The following is a 22,179-nucleotide window of genomic DNA, read 5'->3' on the forward strand; positions in this document are numbered from 1 at the left end:
AATTCTCCGGCTACTGCCTAAAAAATTTGTTGCTATATTGAGTGCTGCCTTTTCATTAAGTAATCCATAATATTTTATAATCAAAGGTTTATCGGAGGTTTGTATAAACAACAGCAGCAAAGCAAAGGCCAAATAATCGGATTGCAGAGAAGCAGCATTCTTTTTCTATTAAATAATACAGCTAATGTATCTGGATGGCGAGTCCTTTCTTTAAGTGTATATAGATTCGCTGCAAATCATTTATTCATCCGCTGTCTGAATAAAACACATTAAACAAAAGCTTCTATAAATAAAAAAAGAAATACTGTTAGCAATTGGCCGTTCTGTGACGAAAAAAAAGTGAAAATATGCTATAGTAGTGTTCAGGAGGTTTGTACAATGGCTAAAAAATATACAAGCAAAATAAATAAAATCCGCACTTTTGCCTTAAGTTTAGTATTTGTTGGTTTTATCATTATGTACATAGGCATCTTTTTCAGAGAACATGTATGGGTCATGACCATTTTCATGCTGCTTGGTTTATTATCCATCATCGGAAGTACTGTCGTCTATTTCTGGATCGGGATGCTATCGACGAGAGCTGTTCAAGTTGTATGTCCTTCATGCGGGAAAGTGACAAAAATGCTCGGTCGTGTGGATATGTGCATGTATTGCAGAGAGCCTTTGACTCTTGATAAAGAGCTTGAAGGCAAAGAATTCGACGAAAAGTACAATCGTAAATCAAGGAAAAGAGAAAGCTGATAGTTTGTTTTCCTACCAGCTTTCTCAGTGCATATTTTTTTCTTTTTGCTGACATGCAGGGCATTTCCCGTATATTTCCATTCGGTGGTGGCTAACTTTAAAGTTCGTTACATGCTCTGCAAGATCCTCCACCTCGTCTAAACCTGGATAATGGAAATCAACGATTTTTCCGCATTCCTCGCAAATGACATGATAATGCTCCGTTGTCACAAAATCGAATCGACTAGATGCATCGCCATACGTTAATTCTTTTACCAGTCCAACTTCACGAAATACCCGAAGGTTGTTATAAACAGTTGCAACACTCATGTTTGGAAACTTACCTTCTAACGCTTTATATATATCATCAGCAGTTGGATGATTCATTGAATTAACTAAATACTCCAAAATCGCATGACGCTGCGGAGTGATGCGGACTCCCGTTTGTTTTAAAATTTCAAGAGCTTCCTTTAACGTATTGTCTGACATCGCCATGCACCTCATTTCTTGAAAACATTCTTATTTTGTATCATTATTACTTTATAATATTTATAATTAGTGTACATTGATTATAAGACTTTTGTCAATGGGAGCGTTTAATTTAGTAGAACATTTTATCTATCCATTGAAAAAATGCACCAATTTAAGAAAAAGATTTTCGCTTTTGCACGGGAAAAAGCGGGCACAAATGCCCGCCTTGACAACATAGGGTGAACAGAGCAAATCATTTGCTGTCATTCTTCTCTATTTTGAATAAATGTGAGAGCTTCTTCAACATGTCCTTTCACTTTTACTTTTCGCCATTCTTTCACTAATATTCCTTGTTTGTCTATAATAAAAGTAGATCGTTCGATTCCCATGTATTCTTTTCCAAAGTTTTTCTTTAATTTCCATACTCCGTATTGTTCCGCAACTTTATGATCTTCATCAACGAGAAGCAAAAAAGGGAGCCCGTGCTTCTCTTTAAATTTTTGATGTCGTTCCTGCGGATCAGGGCTTACTCCTAAAATGACGGCATCAAGCTCTTGAAAGCTTTCATATTTATCGCGAAAATCGCACGCTTCCGTTGTGCATCCCGGAGTCATATCTTTCGGGTAAAAATACAGCACTACATATTTTCCTTTAAAATCAGAAAGTTTTACTTTTTCTCCAGTGTCAGCAGTCAGCTCAAAATCTGGTGCAGGCTTTCCCACTTCAGCTGCCATATCTAATCCCTCCAGTTGTTCATTTTATCTTCAGCGTACCGAATTTCGCTTCATGTTACAACTATTGTTTCTTCTCAATATCAATCATTGTTTTGGCAACAACAACCGTAGGCAATATGTAGCCAATCATCGCCTGTACAATTGCAATCCACCTTCCAATGCCGAAAGGAGTGATATCCCCATAGCCTACAGAAAACAGCGTAACTGCACTAAAGTATAAGCAGGTGGTTAAATTTTCTAAATACGTCCCATAAAGAGGCCGCCCAGATTCAGCTAAAATCGGAAAGCCGTATTGAGTTAAAATTAAATAAATCACACCAAATCCTAACAAAAAAGAGGCATATACTAAAGCAATTAAATATACAGTTTCAAACGTAAGGAACGTACCTCTTTTCACAGCAGAAAACATCGTTCGAATGCTCATAACCAAACAGAACATTATCCCTGTTCCTACGACAATCGCCATAATTTCCCCCGAAAATTATTGTTTGTACATGTTATTCAGCCTTATTGAATTTTATCACTAGCTAAAGGAAACTTGTTCGTCAACCAAACTGATGTCAACAGCCTCTTTGAATTTTATCGCTTAACGAAAGGAAACTATGATCAGCTTCCTGCCCCTCGATATCGCTTCACTCCAATATTCCAAATAATAACCGACAAAATAAAAAACAGAAGGCCTATCACAGGAGTTAAAAAAGCGTAAATATACCAATCCGTTTTTCGTAAAAAATAGGAAGCCGGATAAACTCCCACAAAGGCAAACGGCAAAATCCACGTTAAAATAAAACGTATCACATCGTTGTAAATATTTACTGGATAGCGGCCGTAGTTTCCAATGTTATACATCATTGGCATAATCGATGTTTTTGCATCCGACCAAAACCCAATCGATGCAAGCGCAACAAAAATACTGCCGCAGACAAGGGTGCCGCCAAATACAAATAGAATAAAAATAAAAATGTCATACCAATGAAAAGTAAGATTCAGCCGGGCTGCTGCATACCCCATGACAACAAGCCCTGTAATAACGCCAAAAAGCGATTCAAGCTCCATTCTCTCCAATATCACCTGAAACAAACTGTGGATCGGTCTCGTTAAAATGCGATCCATTTCACCGTTTACAATATATCGTTCATTAAAATCCCAAATGTTAAAAAAGGTGCTGAATAAAGCATAAGGAACTAAGAAAAAGCCATAAATGAAAATAATTTCATCTCTTTGCCAGCCGCCAAGCGATTCTGTATGTCCAAATACGACGAGAATGAAAACTAAATTTACTGCCTGAAACAATAGATCAGACAATATCTCTACAATCATATCCGCTCTGTATTCCATCCTTGTTTTTAAATATTGAGCGATATATTGAAAAAACATTGACACATAAAACATCTTTTCACCCCCCTTGAATAATCATTTTTCTTTTCGCAACCGCCCACATAGCACAAATTGGAATGATCAATAAAATGGACCAAAACAATTGAAAAAGAATAGCGTCTGTAATTTCAGCTTCTTGGAATCCTTTTGTAAAGATCATGCTTGGAATATAACTGATTGCTTGAAAAGGCAAATATTCCATTATTTCTTGAGCCCAAACTGGGTAGAAGCTAATGGGGAGCAGCAGTCCGGAAAACAAGTCAATGATGACGCGTTTCGCTCTCATTAGTCCGTCGTTGTTAAATAAGAAAAAAGCTGAGATTCCTGTCAATAAATTAATTTCTGTATTAATAACAAAACTAAAAAATATGGAAATGGCAAAAAAAGACCACGCCTGCCAATCAAGCGGCAATTCGAGCGGAAAAATAAAGCTTACAATCACCATTCCAGGCATGGAAAAAAAGAAAAGGCGAAAAACGCCTTCTCCAAACGCCTGCATCGTTTTCATGCCAAGATAATTGTAGGGACGAATCAGCTCCACTGCCACTTTTCCTTCTCTAATTTCCATTGCGATTTCCCTGTCGATGTTGTTAAAATAAAATGCTCTTGCCATCCATGAAATTGCCACGTATGTCACCATTTGCGCTGCATCTAAACCTTGAATGCTTTCTTTTCCCCCATAAATGGCTGTCCATAAAAAGTAGTAAGCACCGATATTAATGCTGTATATGAGAATTCCAGAATAATAGTTTGTCCTGTAAGCGAGCATCATTAAAAAACGGATGCGGATCATTTCCAAATATTTAGACATTCATGATCACCTTTTCTAAGTTACTGTTCGCATCACCTTTTTCATAAATGTTGCGTATAATCTCCTCCGTTGATATTTCTTTAATGCTTAGATCCACGATAGTTTGAGCCTTCATGACGCGGCTAATGATTTCCGGCATTTCCTCATGATTCGCAATTTGCGCGATCCAAACATTGCTTTTATCTCCCTTCATCCATTGCACGTGAAAACCACTCGTTAATTGCAATAAAAGGGATTCATCAACAGAAGAGGCAAATTGAAATTCAATTTGCTTCCCTTTTCCCCAATTCCCGCGCAAATGGTCCAAAGAGCCGTCATATATAATCTTTCCTTCATCAAGCATTATGACGCGTTCACACAATGCTTCTATATCCGCAATATCATGTGTCGTCAGCAAAATCGTTGTTTTGTATTTTGCATTTATCTCTTTCAAAAATTCACGAATTTTCAGCTTGACTAAAACGTCCAAGCCGATCGTCGGCTCATCCAAAAATAAAAGAGGAGGATTATGAATTAATGCTGCGGCAAGCTCGCATCTCATCCGCTGCCCTAATGACAGCTTTCGCACCGGCTTATCTAACAAAGGGCCGATATCCAGCGTTTTAATGACATGATCCATATGTTCGTTATAATCTTGATCGGTCACTTTATATACCTTTTTTAAAAGCCTGAATGACTCTTGAACAGCAATATCCCACCAAAGCTGTGAACGCTGTCCGAATACAACACCGATTGTCCGGACAAACTTTTCCCGTTCCTTATGAGGATTCATATTGTTCACCAGGACCTTCCCTGATGTCGGTGTTAAAATCCCTGTTAGCATTTTGATCGTTGTCGATTTTCCTGCGCCGTTTTCACCTATATAACCCACCATTTCTCCCTGTTTCACTGTAAAGGAAATATCATTAACAGCTCTGTTAATTTTATAGTTTCTAGTGAATAAATCACGAAAAGCCCCCTTTAATCCAGAGCGGCTTGAATAGCTCTTAAATTCTTTGCGCAAATTCTCTACTTCAATGACATTCATAGCTGTAACCTCCATCGATCAATCACAAACATTAGTTTACTCGAATTATTTGAAATTAACAATTTGCATGCACCTTTTTTCTTTTTTATGAAAAGTGCTAGAATAAACGAGGATGCTTGAATATTTTTGGCTGTACAGTTAAGTAAAAAAGAAGGTGAAACAATGAATTTTACAAAATCAGAACAGCTGCATAAAGAAGCGCTCGAACATATTGTAGGAGGGGTAAATAGCCCGTCCCGTTCTTATAAAGCTGTCGGCGGAGGAGCGCCTGTTGTAATGGAGCGGGCGCAGGGCGCCTATTTTTGGGATGTTGATGGCAACAAATATATCGATTACTTAGCAGCATATGGCCCGATCATCACCGGCCATGCACACCCTCATATTACAAAAGCAATCAAGCACGCTGCCGAGACAGGCGTCCTATATGGAACACCGACGCCTCATGAAATCAAATTTGCAAAAATGTTAAAAGAAGCTATCCCTTCTCTAGAAAAGGTCCGCTTCGTCAATTCTGGAACAGAAGCAGTAATGACAACAATTCGAGTTGCCCGTGCATACACAGGAAGGGATAAAATCATTAAATTTGCCGGGTGCTACCATGGACATTCCGATTTGGTGCTTGTCGCAGCAGGATCAGGTCCATCTACCCTTGGAACGCCTGATTCCGCAGGGGTACCAAAAAGCATTGCTCAAGAAGTTATCACTGTACCTTTTAATGATGTGGAGTCGTTTGAACAAGCTATTCATAGATGGGGAAATGAAGTTGCAGCCGTTTTAGTTGAACCAATTGTCGGAAACTTTGGTATTGTGGAACCTAAGGAAGGATTTTTAGAAACAGTCAAACAGCTTACTCACAAAGCAGGCGCGCTGCTTATTTTTGACGAAGTTATTACAGCGTTTCGATTTATGTACGGCGGTGCCCAAAATCTGCTTCATGTAGAGCCTGATTTAACCGCACTTGGAAAAATTATCGGCGGAGGCCTTCCGATTGGAGCTTACGGCGGCCGTAAAGAAATTATGGAGCAGGTGGCGCCATTAGGACCGGCTTATCAGGCAGGGACGATGGCAGGAAACCCTGCATCGATCTTAGCAGGAATTGCTTGTTTGGAAGTGCTGAGCGAAGAAGGAGTTTATGACTATCTTGATAAGCTCGGCATGATGCTTGAAGAAGGCATTTTAAACGCTGGAAGATCATATAATATACCGATCACCATCAACCGTTTAAAAGGTGCATTAACAGTATATTTTACACGCGAAAAGGTGACGAATTATGAGCAAGCCGAAAAAACAGACGGAGAAATGTTTGCTAAATTTTTCAAACTGATGCTTCATCAAGGCATTAATTTGGCGCCGTCTAAATATGAGGCCTGGTTTATTACAATCGCTCATACAGAAGAGGACATTAAAAAAACCATTTCGGCAGTCGAACAATCGTTTAAACAGCTTTCACATGACAAAAAATGAGTCTTACTAAAGCGCCTACTACTGCACAAGCAGGCAAAATGAAAAAGTAAATCTTTAAGCAGCCTGAGCCCGATATTTATGGACTCAGGTTGTTTATTTCTTTTGGAAACGATGGAGGTGATGTAAAACTGCCGCCTCTTCAGTTGTACGAAAAAAGTGCAAAAGTTCGCTCGATCACAACGTAACTATTTGGTCTGTCTATATTAAAGGATCATATCATATTACAAGAGTGTTAATTTTTTCCTTTCTCTTAAAATAACCTTGAATATTCGTGTTAAACAATGTATAGTCTGAATAGCTTACAACCTTTTTGATGAAAGGAAGGAAAAATTTTTATTCAACATGAAACTTGGAGCCCGTATCTTAAAAACAGGTATTGCAATTACACTGGCATTAATGCTGGCAGAGATGCTTCATTTTCCATCTCCAGCATTTGCAGGGATTGCAGCTATCTTTGCGATACAGCCGTCAATATATAGATCATATTTAACCGTCATTGAACAAGTTCAGGCAAATATAATCGGCGCTGTTGTCGCAGTTTTATTCGGGATTTCTTTCGGAACAAACCCGTTTATTATTGGTCTTACAGCAGTGATTACCATTGCTATTTGTTTAAAATTAAAGATTGAAAACACAATCGCAATTGCTTTAGTAACGGTTATTGCGATACTTGAAACAACAGGTGACGATTTTGTACAGTTTGCTACCATACGGTTTTTAACGATTTTACTTGGGGTTTTATCAGCTTTTTTTGTTAATTTGATATTTATGCCGCCAAAATACGAAACAAAGCTTTACCATAAAATCACCGAAATTTCCCATGAGATTATGAAATGGATTCGGATCAATATTCGAAATAAATCTGAGTTTGCCCCTCTTAAAGAGGAAATAGACAAAATCAAAGATCAGCTGATAAAACTTGATCATTTATTTTTGCTTTACAAAGAAGAGCGAACTTATTCTAAAGCGAAGGTATTGCCAAAATCAAGAAAACTTGTCCTGTATAGACAGATGATTATCACAACGAACAGGGCATTTTACACATTGCGCCAAATTCATTGCTTGGAAAACGAACTTCGGCAAATACCTAGAAAGCTCCATGAAATGCTTATATCAGAGCTTGACTTTTTATTAATTTTGCATGAGCAGGCGCTGTTAAAAATAACAAAAAAAATTAAAAACAATCACGATGAAGACCTGCTTCCTTATGACAAATTTAATCGAAAAGAATTCATTCAAGCGTTTTTGAAATTTGAAAAAGAAGCGGAAGATTCCGATTCGTTTTACCAAATACTATCTTTAGTCTCCGCCATCGTTGATTATCACGATCAATTGGAGCATTTAGATACATTGATTAACAGCTTTCAACATTTCCATAAAAAAGAAAATAAAATTCATGTGGAGGATGAAGAGTAAACAAGTTCATCTCCGTATATTACAGCCTTCAGAAGGCGATGAAAAAAGCAAAAAATTGTAAAAGACTACAGAATTTCATTCATGAATTCTGTAGTCTTTCATCTTTTTTAAGACAATCATTTCATTTATTTGAGAAGCTGAAAGACCTCTCTTCTCTCAGAAAAGTATCGGGAGCTTTTCTGCCTTGGAAATAAATCTTATTTCATTTTTATCCGCTGCAAATGATAACTGGAATTTCATGGACGCAGCTTTGCAGATAAAGGCTGCGTTTTAATTTGTCTTCAAGATCATCCAACTGCTCCCCGCCGAAATGCTGTTTCCAAACCGCTTCATCTTGTTAAATTGAAATCGTCTTATATCATCCAAGCGCAGGCAAGTTTTATATCATTTGGAACAGCTGTATTTTCTCAGCTTTCCAACTCAAAGCTTTGTTGGATGTTATCACAAGGAGGCTCCTTTAGAATCACGGTCAGCTTTTTGAGCTCAAAGCTCTCAGACAGTCTCGACCTGCGTTTCACTTCTACTAATAAAATAAATAGGAGCTGTCTAATAAGTCGTTTTTTCGGCTTATTGACGCCCCCTTTAATGTTTTAGAAACGTTGATATATCGATGTTTATGATTTTTTTGTTTTTCAATGGGGATTTGACTTTATGGACAGCCCCTAATCTAAAAATGTGCTAAGCATTGCTTTAATCTCCGCTAGAAAACTTATTTATATTCGTTTCGACCACTTTATTGTTTAAGGAATGGTATTCATTCAATATTTCACATTGTCTTAAGTTTAATTCAAAAACTGTCAGCGGATCATAATAAATCTCTGGGTTTGTTTTCAAGCTGTCCAATTGTTGTTGATCTGTCCGAATTTGCTGCTCTCCTTCTTGCACAATTTGTTCAAGGTTGTGAACAGGTTCACGGAAAAACATTTTCACATCTCGTTCAATTCCTTTTTCAAATAAGTCGAATTGAGCAAAAAATTTTCGGATCATCGATTGAATCGCATCATCGAATGTTTCAGTTTCAATGTATTTTTTGTATTGCTGTGCGATAAACAGCTTGTTTTTCCCAATGGACGAAAACAGCTTTCCTGCTCCTTTTAATATAACTTGTGCAGGCTTAAAGCGGTTCATAATATTTTCTTCTTCGATGTTCACCACTGTTGTCAGACGATCAATATCCCGCCGCCAATCATCCACTACTTTGAAATCAGACATAAGCTTCACACGGTCATGACCGTACAATGAATTAAACGATTCACACATTTCATCTAAATAGACTTGGCATTGTTTTAGCTCGCTTTCAGCAAATGAAACCCATTCTCCCATTTTTTGCGACATTTTTGGAAGCAGCGTTTCAGCAAAATGCGCCTTCACCTGATCGTTCATTTTTTTGTTCAATTCTATGTGTAAATGGCTGAAATCGCTGTTTTCCGTTATGAATTTCGATGCAGATCGCAAAATAGTCCTTAACTCATCATGAAGATCCTTTTTTATTTCTTCCAAAGTGGAGCGGAGTGACTGCCTCAATTCCTTAGCTTTTTCATTTTCCATATCGCCAAGGCTATGTATTAATCCTTTTAATCGAGACACGATTTCTTTATTTTTTTCGATGTTTTCTTCTAAATGCTGCTCTAATTCCATCCGTTTGCTATAAGCATATTTAATAGCTTTTTTCAAGAAAAACAACAGCTTCTCCGTTTTGTTATCTTGATGAAACGGAAAACGTGAATGAATAAATTCAGCGAAGGACTGTTTCCGCTTCTCTCCTTCATTTCTTGAAGGGAATGGGAAAAATTCAGCTTCCGGGAAAAAGTCAAGTATTTGTTCTTTAAAATGATTATGAAGCATGCCGCTATCTTCAAGCAAAAAGTAAATTGGAAGCTCCTTTTTTAAAGCAATCGATGCCAGGCTTTCTACCATTTTCTCAACTGAAGCAGGTTGATGCTCTGGATGGACATATACCAACCCATCAGCCAGTTGTATATATTCCTTTAGCTCCTCTTGATCAACATGCTCTATGTCAGGTACTTCTATTAAACTTAGCTTATGATCGTTTAACAAATCATTAGGCGCACATACCGCAACAATTGTTCCATCTTCACGAACTGCCGCATCTTCTTCAGCGAATACATCTGTTATGCTTTCATTATTTATTTGCTTTATGTCTGTCCGGTCTTCATGGCAGTAAATAGTAATTTTTGATGAAGGAATGCTTGGAAGAGAATGGCCAAGCAGCGATCGGGCAAAACCGCTTTCTCCAACAATGAGCAAATAATGTTCGTTCTGTTCAAAAATCTTTTTTAATATCCAATGATATTTCTGCCCAAGATTTACTTGATTTATTTCCGCCCAATCGACCAGCTTCGCAAATAGCCGTTTTTTGGCTTCATGACCATCAGCACGATCATGACTACCTGATGCCAAAACGTTCTCCGCTTCTTCAATCACTTTCTCATCTAAGCTTGAACGGTAAATTTCACTCCATGCAACGACAGCTGCTGCAGCGGTCGATAGTTGTTTTCCTGTCGATAGTTTCAGCCAATTGGCTAAAATGTCCGGCATAATATCTTGAAGCTCTTTTAGTAAATATGATCCGCCAAGAAGCTTATTATAGGATTCTTCATAAAAGCGCGATATTTCATCCCAATGCTGAAATTCGTCCACTTTCACATTGAAAATTAGATTGTTTATCGTCTTTAACCATGGAATAAAATATTTTTGATCGTGTTTATAGCATCGCCACAGCGAAACAGCAAGCTTCTCGAATTGCTCTACGTCGGTTCTGTATAAAACCGTTAATGCTTTAAAGAAATAATCCGGCTCTTTTTCTTTGACAAAACCTTGTTCAACATAATTGATCAAACGCTGAAACCATTCCGCTTTTTCAGTCCGAATTAATTCTTCAACCGTAAGATGGACAGCTTTGTCCCAATCTTCCTGTTCTTCATAAAATTGAATAGCGATGGTGGATGCTTGACCATGGTCAGGGTTGATCGATACCGCATCACGAATCGCCTCATACGCCTTTTCTTTTTCTCCTTGAAGTCGGTGAAGCGAAAACAGCTTTAGCGATGCTTCTGCTTTAAGAACTTTTGAATCCGTTTCAATGGAACGGTACATTTCTTCCGCAGATGAAAATAATCCTAATTCAAAATATGCATCTCCGATATTTTTTCTCGCCCATGGCGCCAGCTCATTCTCTATATTTTCCCATTTAAAAATTGCCGCTTCATAATCTTTGTGGTGGAAATACACTTCTCCTTGAGCATAGCGTACATAAGACAGATCATATGCGACCTTTTTTTGTTCTTCTTGAAAAAGCTCCCCAAGCAGTTGGATCGGATGTTTCGTTTCATTTTCTTTTAATAATGTTTGATAAAAGTTTTTTTCAATTAACTGCTTTTCCGCCGCCATGACAACCTCCGTTCTTATACGAATTTAGTCTTTTCTTTTATTCTACCAAAATCGTTTTTTTCAAAAGGGATTGAATCAAAAATTTATGAAAAACTTGACTGGCAAAAGTCTTGCTAAAATTAAAGTATATTATGGATTTCAAAGCAAATGACTAATTACCCATTTTGCTGCGGTATTTTTTACCATTCACCCAATTGCTGAATTTGAAATAGTTTATAGTAATGTCCGCGCTTTTTCATCAGTTCTTCATGAGTTCCGGTTTCAACAATTTTCCCGTTTTCAATTAGTACAATTTTATCTGCATGAGTAATTGTAGACAGACGATGGGCAACAATTAAGGTCGTACGGTTTTTTGCCAGTTTATCAAGGGCTTCTTGGATAAATTGTTCACTTTCTAAATCCAAAGCAGACGTAGCTTCATCCAAAATGAAAATCGGCGGATTTTTTAAAAATACTCGGGCAATTGCAATTCGCTGTTTTTGACCGCCGGATAACTTCACGCCTCTTTCGCCCACTTTCGTATCATAGCCATCAGGCAAACTCATAATAAACTCGTGAGCGTTAGCTGCTTTGGCCGCTTTTATGACCTCTTCATCCGTTGCATTTGGTTTGCCAATTAAAATATTCGTTTTTATCGATTCACTGAATAAAAAAGGATCCTGCAAAACTATGCCGATCTGGTCCCTGACGCTTTGCACTTTATAATCTCTAACGTCAATGCCGTCCAACAAAATTTTTCCTTCCGTTACATCCCAAAACCTCGGAACAAGACTCACAAGGGTGGATTTTCCCCCTCCGCTCATCCCGACAAAAGCGACCGTCTCCCCTTTTTGAATCGTTAAATGAATATCCTTTAGTACAAATTCTTCGTTGTCATGATAGCGAAAGGATACTTTGTCAAAAATAATTTCCCCCGAAAGTTTGTCTGCTGCTATTGCATCCTGTTTATCAACAATATCGTAAGGTTCGTCAAGAAACTCAAATACTCTGTCCATTGAAGCGAAAGCCTGTGTTAAAGTAGTTGATGAATTGATCAAACGGCGAAGAGGATTGTACAACCGATCAATATAGGCTGTAAAGGCAACCATCGTCCCGATCGTTAAATTCCCTTGTATCACTTCATAAGCCCCGTAAAAAATGACGAAAAGAGGCGCTAGGTCAGTAACGGTGTTAACAACAGCAAACGTTTTTGCGTTCCATTTTGTATGATCAATCGCCCTTTCAAGAAAATTGCGATTTTCACGATCAAATTCTTTTTGTTCATGCTCTTCATTCGCAAAGCTTTGAATGACAGCCATTCCGCTGACCCTCTCATGCAAATGCCCCTGCACCTCTGCCAGCGCCTGCGACCTAACTCTTGTCAAATGACGAAGCCTGCCGTAAAAATATTTAACTGACAATCCGTATATAGGAAGCAACATAATCGATACAATGGTCAACGTGACATCCATCGTAAACATAATCCCAATGGCAAATATAATAGTAAAAAGGTCAAGCCATAGATTCATAAGGCCCGTAATAACAAACGTCTTTGTTTGTTCAACATCATTAATCACCCGCGAAATAATTTCTCCCGCACGATTGTTTGAATAATATCTTAAGCTCAGCCGCTGAAGATGAGTAAACAGTTGATCGCGAATATCATATAAAATTTTGCTTCCCGTCCATTGCGCAAAATATTGCCGATAATACTCGATCGGCGGCCGTATGACGAGGAATATAAACAACATGATGCCCATTAAAAAAAGAAGCATCTCTATCTTTACGTCATTTGATAATGATCCGTTTAAAATATTGTCGACGATATATTTCAATACGAGCGGAATTAACAAAGGAATGCCAAACTTTATAATCCCGATGAAAATCGTTAAAAAAATTTGTTTTTTATATGGTTTTACAAATTGAAAATAGCGTTTAATCGAACCCAACCATTTCTCTCCTTTCAGATCAATGCAAAGCGAAAAGTCTGTTGATATTCCAACAGACTTTTCCATCATAAATATGTTAAATATCTTTCATACCACTGATCGATAAATTCAGGGGAAAACGGACCTTTTCTACCGCGTATCCAATAAATTAATTTGTTCACATTATTCTTTAATATACGGTCAATGACATGCGGATATTTCATTGATTTCTTATGCCGTTCATATTCATCTTCATCTAACAGTGTATATGTCATATCCGGGAACACTTTAATATCCAAATCATAATCAATATACTTTAATGCCTCATTATCCCAAACAAAAGGAGAACTGATGTTGCAATAATAATAAATGCCGTCACCACGAATCATTCCAATTACATTAAACCAATGACGTGCATGAAAATAACAAATCGCCGGCTCCCTTGTAATCCAAGTTCTTCCGTCAGCTTCGGTAACCGTTGTTCGATCGTTGCCGCCAATAATACAGTTTTGCGATCCTTTTAAAACGGTCGTTTCCTCCCAAACACGATGAATGCATCCATTATGTTTATAACTGTGTATTTGAATGATATCTCCTTCCTTTGGCAGCGCCATTTTGTTCCCTACTTTCTAATGAACAGTTCACTTCAAATCCGAAAAAATCATTTTTCTTTATTATAACGTTTGATATTCAAAAAGAAAATAAAAGAGCCATGCCGCTAAAATGGCTGACTCGAGTCATACATTTCGATTTGGTACATTTTAATAACTTCTTCCGTTTGCTTTTCAAACGTTTTTTGAATGTCTATCAACTCATTTTTCATTTTTTCAATTTCTTTTTGCACAGAACGCAATTTCTTATCATCATTTTGTCTCAAAAATTCCAATTCCATTTGTTGATAATGCTCTATTTTAGATTGAAGCGATACAAGCTTATCCATCGTTTCAAGCTGTTCGCCAACTAGCAGATCAAAGCGGTTATATGTATTCAAATGAATCCCTCCCTAATAAAATATTTATGGATACATATTCTAACTATTTCACTTGATTCCTTTGACAAGTTATGTAGACAATTAAGAAGTTTTGTCGTATGAACGCTTAGGTCAAAATTATTATTGACTCTCCATTCATTCATTATGTACAATCTGACAAGATTGAATCATTACAAACTTTGATTTTTTAAGAGAGAAAGGAAGTTACTATATCGTGTGGGAAATCATCACAGCTGTCATTTTAGGCATTGTTGAAGGGTTAACGGAATTTGCCCCTGTTTCTTCTACTGGACATATGATTCTTGTTGATGACATTCTTCTAAAATCTAAAGAAATATATTCAGAGCCTGTCGCCAACTCTTTTAAAGTCGTCATTCAGCTTGGATCAATACTAGCAGCGGTGATCGTATTTAAAGATCGCTTTTTCGATTTATTACAGATTAAGAAAATGCAGCATCAAAACGGTCAAAGATTAACGCTTGGCCTTGTCATCACAGGACTTCTTCCTGCTGCCGTCTTAGGTTTTTTATTTGAAGACTATATTGATACGTACTTGTTTTCCGCTCATAGAGTATTAGTCGGCCTTGTGTTAGGGGCATTATTAATGATTGCAGCAGACCTATTTGGTCCAAGAAAACCGAAAGCAGAAACGGTTGATCAAATTACATACAAACAAGCGCTAACCATCGGCCTCATCCAATGCATTTCCCTTTGGCCTGGTTTTTCGCGTTCCGGTTCAACGATTTCCGGCGGGGTTTTAGCCGGTTTAAGCCATCGTGCAGCTTCCGATTTTACGTTTATTATGGCTGTGCCGATAATGGCGGGGGCGAGCGGTCTTTCTCTTATTAAAAACTGGGAGCATTTCACAATCGACGTCCTGCCGTTTTTTATCGCCGGATTCATCAGTGCGTTTATTTTCGCGCTTTTGGCCATAAGATTCTTTTTGCAGCTGATCAACCGCATTAAACTTACACCATTTGCTATTTATCGGATCATTTTGGCGATCATCATCTATGTTTTTTTCCTTTAATAAAAGAAAGCGGAGAGCTGAAACGTTCTCCGCTTTTTGCCTGGCTCTTTTAAAAGAAACATTCAAAATTAATAGTTAAGAATTTTGTTGTTTATTTTGTTCAGATTGTTGATTTTGTTGTCTTACTTGTTGTGCATCTGTTTCAGCAGCAAATTCTGTTCCAAATCCTTGAGCTGATTGTTGGTTTTGCTTTCTCACTTGTTGAGCATTTGTTTTGTTTTGCTGTTGTTTTGCCATCATTTTTCACCTCCACGTCATATATCATGTCCAGGAGGGAAAAAACTTATCCAAAAAAATTTGCAGTTACAGCAATAAGGAAATGCCTCCATCTACGATCAAAGTTTGTCCTCTTATCATGAAAGCTTTTTCAGAGAGCAAAAATTCAACTGCATTTACGATATCCTCTTTTTCAATCATTCTTCCAGCCGGAGTCTTTTCTTTTGCTTCGTTTAAAATTTCCTCCCTGTTCGGAAAATGTGTCAATGCATCCGTATCGACAGCTGCGCCGGAAACCGCATTTACTACAATATTTTTCGGTGCTAATTCAACTGCTAAATATCTAGTTAAAGCTTCAAGAGCTGCTTTAGAAACCCCTACTGTCGTGTAATTTTTTAAATAGCGAATAGACCCTAAAGAGCTGATGCTCACGATGTGTCCGCCGCCGTGTTTTTCCATCAATTTTGCTGCTTCCTGCGCACAAAAAAGAAGTGCTTTTGCATTAATATCCATCGTCCAATCCCAATGGGATTCTTCAATTTCCATTAGAGGGCGTAAAACTCCAGATGCTGCATTGTTTACTAAAATATCAAGCCGTCCAAACGTTTTGTCAATTTCTGCAAACATTTCCTTTATTTTTTCAGGTTTTCCGACATTTGCCTTCACCACAAGCGTTTTCACACCAAGACGTTCAATTTCTTCCGCGGTTTCGATCGCCTTCGATTTGCTGCGAGCATAATTAATGACGATGTGATACCCTTTTTCAGCAAGCCTCAAGGCAATAGCTTTGCCGATTCCTCTTGAAGATCCTGTGACAAGCGCTACTTTTTCATTCATATTTTACATCTCCTTATGTATTGAATAGTTATTTCTATCGTAACAAAGAATAGATATAGAAAAACATATAAAAAGGAGTTTTTGTAAATTGCCTATACGTGATATGACAGAGCTCTCCATGATCTCGAAGCAAGCTTGGAGCAGTGAAGAGCTTCAGCATTATCACCGCGCCTTTCAACAAATTATGCCTTACCTGAATATAGAAGGTCATACTATTCACCGTGAAATTATAGAAGAAATTGAAGCGCGCGGCGGTATTAACAAATACTGATTAAACCAATTTTTAGAGGCATAATGGATGCAATCGGTACATGCCGATTGCATTTTCATTCACTTCCCAATGGAATTACGGCTCCACTTGTATGCCAGCTTTTTCCTTATAAAGAGCAAATATTTTTTGATGAGGTACAGGAAAAGCATATCGATCAATATCCTTGATGAAAACTTTTTCAAGCTCTTTCATTGATTCATCGCTACAAACTTTGCCGAAATAAACATTAATATTCCATGTCAAATGGGAAAAAACATGCTGAATCGTTCCTTTTAGCTCGCTTAATTCCGCTTCAACACCGTATTCTTCCCGCAAAAAATTTTCTAGATATATCCTTTTAGGAATTCTGTTTGTGCGAACTTCGCAATTTGGAAATTCCCACAAATTCGCAAGCAGTCCTGTGTCAGGTCTTTTATGAATATATAAATCGTTGTTTTGCACTAAAACCGCGCAAGCAATCGAAACTTGCTTTGTTGATTTGCTTCGTGTTTTTACTGGCAGCTTTTCCTGTAATCCTTCTGAAAAGGCAAGACAATGCTCCTGTACAGGACAAAGCAAACAGGACGGAGAAGTCGGCGTACAAACCATTGCTCCCAATTCCATTAATGCTTGATTAAAATCGGAAGGACGTTTTTTTGAAATAAGATTTGCAGCCGCTTCTTCAAATATTCTTCTTGTTTTTGGCTTTGCTATATCTTCTTCAATCAGTAAAATTCTTGACAGCACTCTCATCACATTGCCGTCAACAGCAGGCTCAGGCTTGTTATAAGCAATGCTTAATATTGCTCCTTTTGTATAAGGCCCAATTCCTTTTAATTTTCCAAGCTGCTTCGGGTCATCCGGAAGTTTTCCTCCGTATTTTGCTGCCACCTCTTTCACTGCACTGTGCAAATTTCGGGCGCGCGAATAATAGCCTAGGCCTTCCCATGCCTTTAAAACCTCTTCTTCATCCGCATTTGCCAGCGCCTCAACATTCGGGAATTTTTTAATAAAATTGTTAAAGTACGGTATAACCGTTTCCACCCGTGTTTGCTGAAGCATTATTTCAGATACCCATACTTTGTATGGATCTTGGTCCTTTCTCCAGGGCAAATCTCTTTTTTCCCGTATATACCAGCCGATCAGGTCCTCCTGAAATGTTTTAATATCGAAATTCTCAATTTTTTGCAGTGATTGACCCATTTTTCAATATTTCCTCCATTATGCACTTCAAAATATGTTACACTAAAAAGAACTTATGAATTTATCGTACATTATTTTTTTTTGGCATGAAAGAAAAAATGAATTTATGTTTTTTGCGTTCAATGGAAAAAATTCAAATATCATCATAACGATTGTTTTTTCAGCTAAGGAGGATGGCTTTGGATACAGGTACACATTTCGTCATGGGAATCGCATTGGGAGGCTTAGCAACTTTGGATCCGGCTGTCGGCGGTTCCTTTCTGACAAGCGAGGCAGTTCTTGTTGGCACGATTATCGGTTCACAAGCACCAGATCTTGATACGGTTCTTAAATTTAAAAATAATGCAGCTTATTTAAAAAATCATCGCGGAATAACTCATTCAATTCCCGCAGTTTTATTATGGTCGCTGTTAATCACTGGAGCAATTCATTTTCTAATGCCAAGCAGCAGCCTCATCCATGTATGGATTTGGACGTTATTAGCTGTTGTTCTTCATGTTGTTGTCGACATTTTCAACGGCTACGGCACTCAAGCTCTCAGACCTTTTTCTGAAAAGTGGATTGCGCTGGGCACAATTAATACGTTTGATTCGTTTATCTTCATCGCTCATATTGTCGGCATTGGCATTTGGCTTTCCGGCGCCCATGGGGGCTATACCTTTTTAATTATTTATTGCATAATCGCTTTATATTATGTCGTTAGACTTCTAATGCAAAGATCGATTAAGAAAAAAATCTTAAACAGATGGAAAAATGTTGAAAACGTCATATTTAACCCAACAATGAAATTCCGCAAGTGGCAGCTCGTCATTGTGACAAAAGAACATTATTACGTTGCATATTCAAATTTTACCGAAATTCAAATCGTCGACCAGTTTGAGCGCAAAGAGCTGCCGAATCACCCTGCAATGGAAGCCGCAAAAAAAGACCGGAATATTTCAGCATTTTTGCATTTTTCCCCTGTTTTCCATTGGCAAATAAAAGAGCAGCTTGATTATACCGAAATCCGTTTGATTGACTTGCGTTATTTCAGCAAAGGTCATTATCCCTTTGTAGCAGTTGCACAGCTCGATAAAGACCTCAACATTGTTCGTTCGTACACAGGTTGGATTTTCAGTAAAAAAAGAATGAAGAAAAAACTTAAACCGCTAATTGATTGATTATGACATTTCCTTAATTTTCTTTTATATTGGCTTCTAATAAGCAAATACTATTTATGCGCGTCCAATAGCGCAAATTTTTTTCTCCTTGGAGGATCTGCGATGCGCAATAAAGCAAAAGGATTTCCGAAGCATGAAAAATTTGACGGTGAGCCACGTGCTAAAGCGGAATTCGCGTCACGTCGTGCGAACGGAACCATTAACACACACCCTCAAGAGAGGATGAAAGCTTCAGGAGAACGGGATAAAAATTTTTCATAACCATTGACCTTTCAAGAGGTGTTTACTAATGGACACTAACCGATCATCCTTATCAAAAAAGCAGAAAAACGAATTTTTAGGAGCTTGGGGAAAACCGAAACATTCATTCCGTCAAGTAAACGGGGAAACCCAGCAAACCCAAAGCTTAATCATTTTGGAAAACGAAATGCGAAAACGTTCATAAATAAATAATACGAGATCATGCCATTATTTGGCATGATCTTGTTTATACAGACCTTTTTTAATTTTTAAAAATAATCGCCTAGATTCAAAACTCAACTATGATTTCCTCGATTAAATTTAATAAAGAAAATATTTAGCTTCAACATTGCTTGAGTAAACAAATTTCCATTATTCGCCTTATTTTTTGATACTATTTGTTAACAAAAGATTTCAAGCTAAAAACGAAATCCGTATCCTTTCAAGGTCAATTGAGAGAGTATTCAGTTTGATAACCATAATGCAAAGTTAGGCGCGAGGAAGCATAGCCACGAACAGGAAGAAAAAAAACGATTGAAAGAAATCAGCGGCCACTCTTTTCCCCAACTTCCTTCATTTTTCGTTCTCAACTTATTTCTCATTTATATTACTTTTTTTAATCAACATCGATATCGGCAGTGCTTCCTCCTTTAAAGGCGATGATAACCGATACCCCCAAGCGAAGACTCCTTTTAAATATTCAACTTTGAAATATTCACCAGGAGCTCCATCGATTTCATACGTCTCACCTGGCGGAAAATCGTCAGGATTCAGCATATATGCTTTTGCCATAGCAATTTTCCTTTCCAGGACAGCATATTCGTTGATCATTCCGTGCTGTTCCGCTTTGCGCGCTTTTTCTTTTAATCGGGCAATTTCATTTTTTAGCTCGTATTCCGTCATTTCACTGTACCGTTTTTCCATTTCCTATTCCTCGCTTTTCTCTAAGTGTTTTTGCAAATATTGCTGAATAAGTTCTTGCGAAAAACCTTTTCGATATAAAAATTGCGCAAGCTTTTGACGATATGTGTACATATCTAGATGGGAATACTTTTTTTTCCCTTTTTCGCCTTGTATTAATAATGCTTCCCATTCTTGGTCATGACGTTCATGTAAAGGCAGCATCTCTAAAACAGCTTGAATCACTTCGGATGAAAAACCTTTCCTAAACATTGCCTGCTCTATTTTTTGCTTTAGCTGCGACATAGATATGTTCGCTTTTTTTCCCAATTGCTTTTCAGCTAATTTATACGCTGCTTCTATTTGTCTTTCTTTCGTGAAAAGATCAAGAGCTGCTTCTATCAAATCGCTCTCAATCCCTTTTTGTCCCAGTTCTGCTTTTATTATGCCGGGCCCTTTCAAAGTGGTTTTCATTTGCGTTCTTACAAAGGCTTCCGCAAACTCCTTGTCATTTACATAATTTTTTAATTGAAGCTCAACCATTACACGTTCAATAACACTCTCATCTATACCTTGACTTACAAGATAGTCACGGACCTCTTTTTCCGATCTCATTCGATAGCCAAGAAAAGTTAAAGCTTTGTTGAATGCTGCTTTTATTTGATCCTCGTGCAAAATCGCATCTATATCCAGCTCATCAAGCTCCATCCCTTTTCTTAGCCCGTGCTTAATTAAAACATCTTCCCCGACGCTAAAAGCAAATATTTCACCGTTTCCTCTATCGACGTAAATATTAAAACGATTTTTCTTTTTAGGTTGAACTTCTATTTTTACAATAAACATGTACAGACACCTCATATTTATAGTACCATAGAAAAAATAAATAAATGGAAGTTTTAAGCATGAAAGTGTATGAATACTGTAACAATAGATTTTTCAGCTTGTAAGGAACATTTTGCTGACTTTTCTAGCCGTTGATGCTATAAAACTATGAAGTAAAATTCAACCGTTCTTATTATGATTTCTAAATATTTTGCTGGCAGCAGGCAAATCTGCTTCAGTCAGGAAATGCGGTCCTCACTGTTATTGCATCAAAGCAATAGGAAAAAAATATCGTCAAAGAAAATAATGTAATTTTGCCCTATTCACTGCTTATAGAAACTCTTAAAGTAGTAAGAAAAAAGTAAAATTTTCTTAATAATCTTTTTACAAAATTTTTGTTTTCTTTTCCATAGAAATCAAGTATGATACTAGAAGAAATGCTGACAATTAAATTTACTTGTTTTTAAGGGAAGGCAAATGGTGCGCCACCGGTCTTTGACCGGTTCTAGTGGGTTCGATTCCCACCCCGAAATTTTTACTTGATAAATAAAAATTTCGAGGGTGGGATCCGTTAGATTTCGTGGTAACCGCCCTCGTTGATAGAGGAGGATGAGCATGTTAAAAAAACGTGATCTAGCGGATTGTCAAGAGTTGTTCGAACTTATGGTTCATCCAGAGGTCTTCCCTTATGTTCGTCATAAAGCAACGTCGATTGAAGAATACATGTTTATAACAAAACAGTTGATTGAAGCAGAGGAACGAGGGGAATTAATTTCCCGCACCATTTTGGATGAATGGGGCTCTCCTATTGGAACAATCAGCTTGTATGATATTTTTGATCAAACTGGATTTCTCGGAACTTGGCTCGGCAAGCCATACCATGGTAAAGGATATAATCAGCTTGCTAAGGACGCTTTTTTTCAAGAGATTTTTTATGAATTTGGAATTCAAACTATCTTTATGAAAATACGGAAAGACAATGAACGTTCCATGAAAGCCGCGCAGAAGCTTCCATATGTCTCCCTTGCCGATGAATCTCGTCAGCTTCCCCATATTGAAAACAAAAACTTATACAACATCTTTGAAATTTCAAAGGATATGTACACACTGTATACAAAACGAAACGGTTTCATGACAGACGAAGAAAGCAGATTGAAGGAAGCATAAAAAATTGGAAGAAGACATCCGAACG

The 22,179-nt window shown here is 37.6% G+C and carries 23 protein-coding genes and 1 pseudogene; 9 read left to right on the top strand and 15 right to left on the bottom strand.

Annotated elements, in window-relative coordinates; genetic code table 11:
* Positions 1-378: 378 nt before the first annotated feature.
* Positions 379-741, top strand: a complete 363-nt coding sequence (locus tag NSS70_RS16750; protein WP_063386249.1) for a YgzB family protein — start codon at positions 379-381, stop codon at positions 739-741.
* A 24-nt stretch (positions 742-765) separates the two neighbouring features.
* Here the strand turns inward: NSS70_RS16750 and perR are convergent, their stop codons facing one another.
* From perR to NSS70_RS16780, 6 genes are all read right to left on the bottom strand, one after another.
* The gene (gene perR, locus NSS70_RS16755; RefSeq protein WP_186439264.1) at positions 766-1,209 is read right to left on the bottom strand and encodes a peroxide-responsive transcriptional repressor PerR; all 444 of its coding nucleotides are present in this window, start codon (positions 1,207-1,209) and stop codon (positions 766-768) included.
* A gap of 245 nt (positions 1,210-1,454) precedes the next feature.
* Positions 1,455-1,925 (bottom strand): thioredoxin-dependent thiol peroxidase, encoded by a 471-nt coding sequence (gene bcp / locus NSS70_RS16760; RefSeq protein ID WP_063386251.1) that lies wholly within the window; start codon positions 1,923-1,925, stop codon positions 1,455-1,457.
* A 61-nt stretch (positions 1,926-1,986) separates the two neighbouring features.
* On the bottom strand, positions 1,987-2,391 hold the full coding sequence (locus NSS70_RS16765; protein ID WP_063386252.1) for an ion channel: 405 nt from the start codon (positions 2,389-2,391) through the stop codon (positions 1,987-1,989).
* Between the two features lie 140 nt (positions 2,392-2,531).
* Positions 2,532-3,317, bottom strand: a complete 786-nt coding sequence (locus tag NSS70_RS16770) for an ABC transporter permease (protein WP_063386253.1) — start codon at positions 3,315-3,317, stop codon at positions 2,532-2,534.
* 4 nt (positions 3,318-3,321) lie between these two features.
* Positions 3,322-4,113: an ABC transporter permease gene (locus tag NSS70_RS16775; RefSeq protein WP_063386254.1), complete on the bottom strand. Its 792-nt coding sequence runs from the start codon at positions 4,111-4,113 to the stop codon at positions 3,322-3,324.
* Positions 4,106-5,140: an ABC transporter ATP-binding protein gene (locus NSS70_RS16780; protein ID WP_340881994.1), complete on the bottom strand. Its 1,035-nt coding sequence runs from the start codon at positions 5,138-5,140 to the stop codon at positions 4,106-4,108. The genes NSS70_RS16775 and NSS70_RS16780 overlap by 8 nt, the downstream gene beginning before the upstream one ends.
* A gap of 162 nt (positions 5,141-5,302) precedes the next feature.
* Between NSS70_RS16780 and NSS70_RS16785 the strand changes: the two genes are divergently transcribed.
* A complete protein-coding gene (locus tag NSS70_RS16785; protein WP_339212024.1) occupies positions 5,303-6,604 on the top strand; it encodes a glutamate-1-semialdehyde 2,1-aminomutase in 1,302 nt (433 codons plus the stop codon).
* Positions 6,605-6,946: 342 nt separating this feature from the next.
* Positions 6,947-8,020 carry an FUSC family protein gene (locus tag NSS70_RS16790; RefSeq protein WP_066247279.1) on the top strand — a complete coding sequence of 358 codons (1,074 nt, stop codon included), beginning with the start codon at positions 6,947-6,949 and terminating at the stop codon, positions 8,018-8,020.
* Positions 8,021-8,710: 690 nt separating this feature from the next.
* Here NSS70_RS16790 and NSS70_RS16795 read toward each other — a convergent pair.
* The 4 genes from NSS70_RS16795 to NSS70_RS16810 form a co-directional block, all read right to left on the bottom strand.
* Positions 8,711-11,431 (bottom strand): tetratricopeptide repeat protein, encoded by a 2,721-nt coding sequence (locus tag NSS70_RS16795; RefSeq protein WP_340881996.1) that lies wholly within the window; start codon positions 11,429-11,431, stop codon positions 8,711-8,713.
* A 179-nt stretch (positions 11,432-11,610) separates the two neighbouring features.
* Positions 11,611-13,359 carry an ABC transporter ATP-binding protein gene (locus NSS70_RS16800; protein WP_340734167.1) on the bottom strand — a complete coding sequence of 583 codons (1,749 nt, stop codon included), beginning with the start codon at positions 13,357-13,359 and terminating at the stop codon, positions 11,611-11,613.
* A 65-nt stretch (positions 13,360-13,424) separates the two neighbouring features.
* On the bottom strand, positions 13,425-13,952 hold the full coding sequence (ntdP, locus tag NSS70_RS16805) for a nucleoside tri-diphosphate phosphatase (RefSeq protein ID WP_340881998.1): 528 nt from the start codon (positions 13,950-13,952) through the stop codon (positions 13,425-13,427).
* Between the two features lie 104 nt (positions 13,953-14,056).
* A complete protein-coding gene (locus NSS70_RS16810; protein ID WP_232515610.1) occupies positions 14,057-14,329 on the bottom strand; it encodes a YgaB family protein in 273 nt (90 codons plus the stop codon).
* Positions 14,330-14,543: 214 nt separating this feature from the next.
* Between NSS70_RS16810 and NSS70_RS16815 the strand changes: the two genes are divergently transcribed.
* Entirely contained in the window at positions 14,544-15,359 is an 816-nt protein-coding gene (locus NSS70_RS16815) for an undecaprenyl-diphosphate phosphatase (RefSeq protein WP_340882000.1), read from the top strand.
* Positions 15,360-15,434: 75 nt separating this feature from the next.
* Here NSS70_RS16815 and NSS70_RS16820 read toward each other — a convergent pair.
* Both NSS70_RS16820 and fabL read right to left on the bottom strand, forming a co-directional pair.
* Positions 15,435-15,578 (bottom strand): annotated as a pseudogene (locus NSS70_RS16820) (gamma-type small acid-soluble spore protein); the annotation flags it as partial.
* Positions 15,579-15,662: 84 nt separating this feature from the next.
* Positions 15,663-16,412: an enoyl-[acyl-carrier-protein] reductase FabL gene (gene fabL, locus NSS70_RS16825; RefSeq protein WP_063386261.1), complete on the bottom strand. Its 750-nt coding sequence runs from the start codon at positions 16,410-16,412 to the stop codon at positions 15,663-15,665.
* A 103-nt stretch (positions 16,413-16,515) separates the two neighbouring features.
* On the opposite strand from fabL, the gene NSS70_RS16830 reads away from it, so the two are divergent.
* The gene (locus tag NSS70_RS16830; RefSeq protein WP_340734438.1) at positions 16,516-16,683 is read left to right on the top strand and encodes a cytosolic protein; all 168 of its coding nucleotides are present in this window, start codon (positions 16,516-16,518) and stop codon (positions 16,681-16,683) included.
* A gap of 75 nt (positions 16,684-16,758) precedes the next feature.
* Here NSS70_RS16830 and mutY read toward each other — a convergent pair whose 3' ends face one another.
* On the bottom strand, positions 16,759-17,865 hold the full coding sequence (gene mutY / locus NSS70_RS16835; protein ID WP_339197288.1) for an A/G-specific adenine glycosylase: 1,107 nt from the start codon (positions 17,863-17,865) through the stop codon (positions 16,759-16,761).
* Positions 17,866-18,044: 179 nt separating this feature from the next.
* Between mutY and NSS70_RS16840 the strand changes: the two genes are divergently transcribed.
* From NSS70_RS16840 to NSS70_RS16850, 3 genes are all read left to right on the top strand, one after another.
* Positions 18,045-19,025, top strand: coding sequence for a metal-dependent hydrolase (locus NSS70_RS16840; protein ID WP_327848068.1), 981 nt, complete (start codon positions 18,045-18,047; stop codon positions 19,023-19,025).
* A gap of 102 nt (positions 19,026-19,127) precedes the next feature.
* Complete coding sequence (locus NSS70_RS16845) at positions 19,128-19,286, top strand: small, acid-soluble spore protein K (RefSeq protein WP_063386264.1); 159 nt, start codon at positions 19,128-19,130, stop codon at positions 19,284-19,286.
* 28 nt (positions 19,287-19,314) lie between these two features.
* Positions 19,315-19,470: a YpzG family protein gene (locus tag NSS70_RS16850; RefSeq protein ID WP_082829369.1), complete on the top strand. Its 156-nt coding sequence runs from the start codon at positions 19,315-19,317 to the stop codon at positions 19,468-19,470.
* A 386-nt stretch (positions 19,471-19,856) separates the two neighbouring features.
* Here NSS70_RS16850 and NSS70_RS16855 read toward each other — a convergent pair whose 3' ends face one another.
* Together NSS70_RS16855 and recX are read right to left on the bottom strand one after the other, a co-directional pair.
* The gene (locus tag NSS70_RS16855; RefSeq protein ID WP_063386265.1) at positions 19,857-20,189 is read right to left on the bottom strand and encodes a YfhH family protein; all 333 of its coding nucleotides are present in this window, start codon (positions 20,187-20,189) and stop codon (positions 19,857-19,859) included.
* 3 nt (positions 20,190-20,192) lie between these two features.
* Entirely contained in the window at positions 20,193-21,008 is an 816-nt protein-coding gene (recX, locus tag NSS70_RS16860; protein WP_063386266.1) for a recombination regulator RecX, read from the bottom strand.
* Positions 21,009-21,602: 594 nt separating this feature from the next.
* Here recX and NSS70_RS16865 point away from each other — a divergent pair.
* Positions 21,603-22,154 carry a GNAT family N-acetyltransferase gene (locus NSS70_RS16865; RefSeq protein WP_063386267.1) on the top strand — a complete coding sequence of 184 codons (552 nt, stop codon included), beginning with the start codon at positions 21,603-21,605 and terminating at the stop codon, positions 22,152-22,154.
* Positions 22,155-22,179: the final 25 nt, after the last annotated feature.

It is taken from the genome of Aeribacillus sp. FSL K6-2848 (assembly GCF_038004325.1).
Lineage (GTDB): Bacteria > Bacillota > Bacilli > Bacillales > Aeribacillaceae > Aeribacillus > Aeribacillus composti.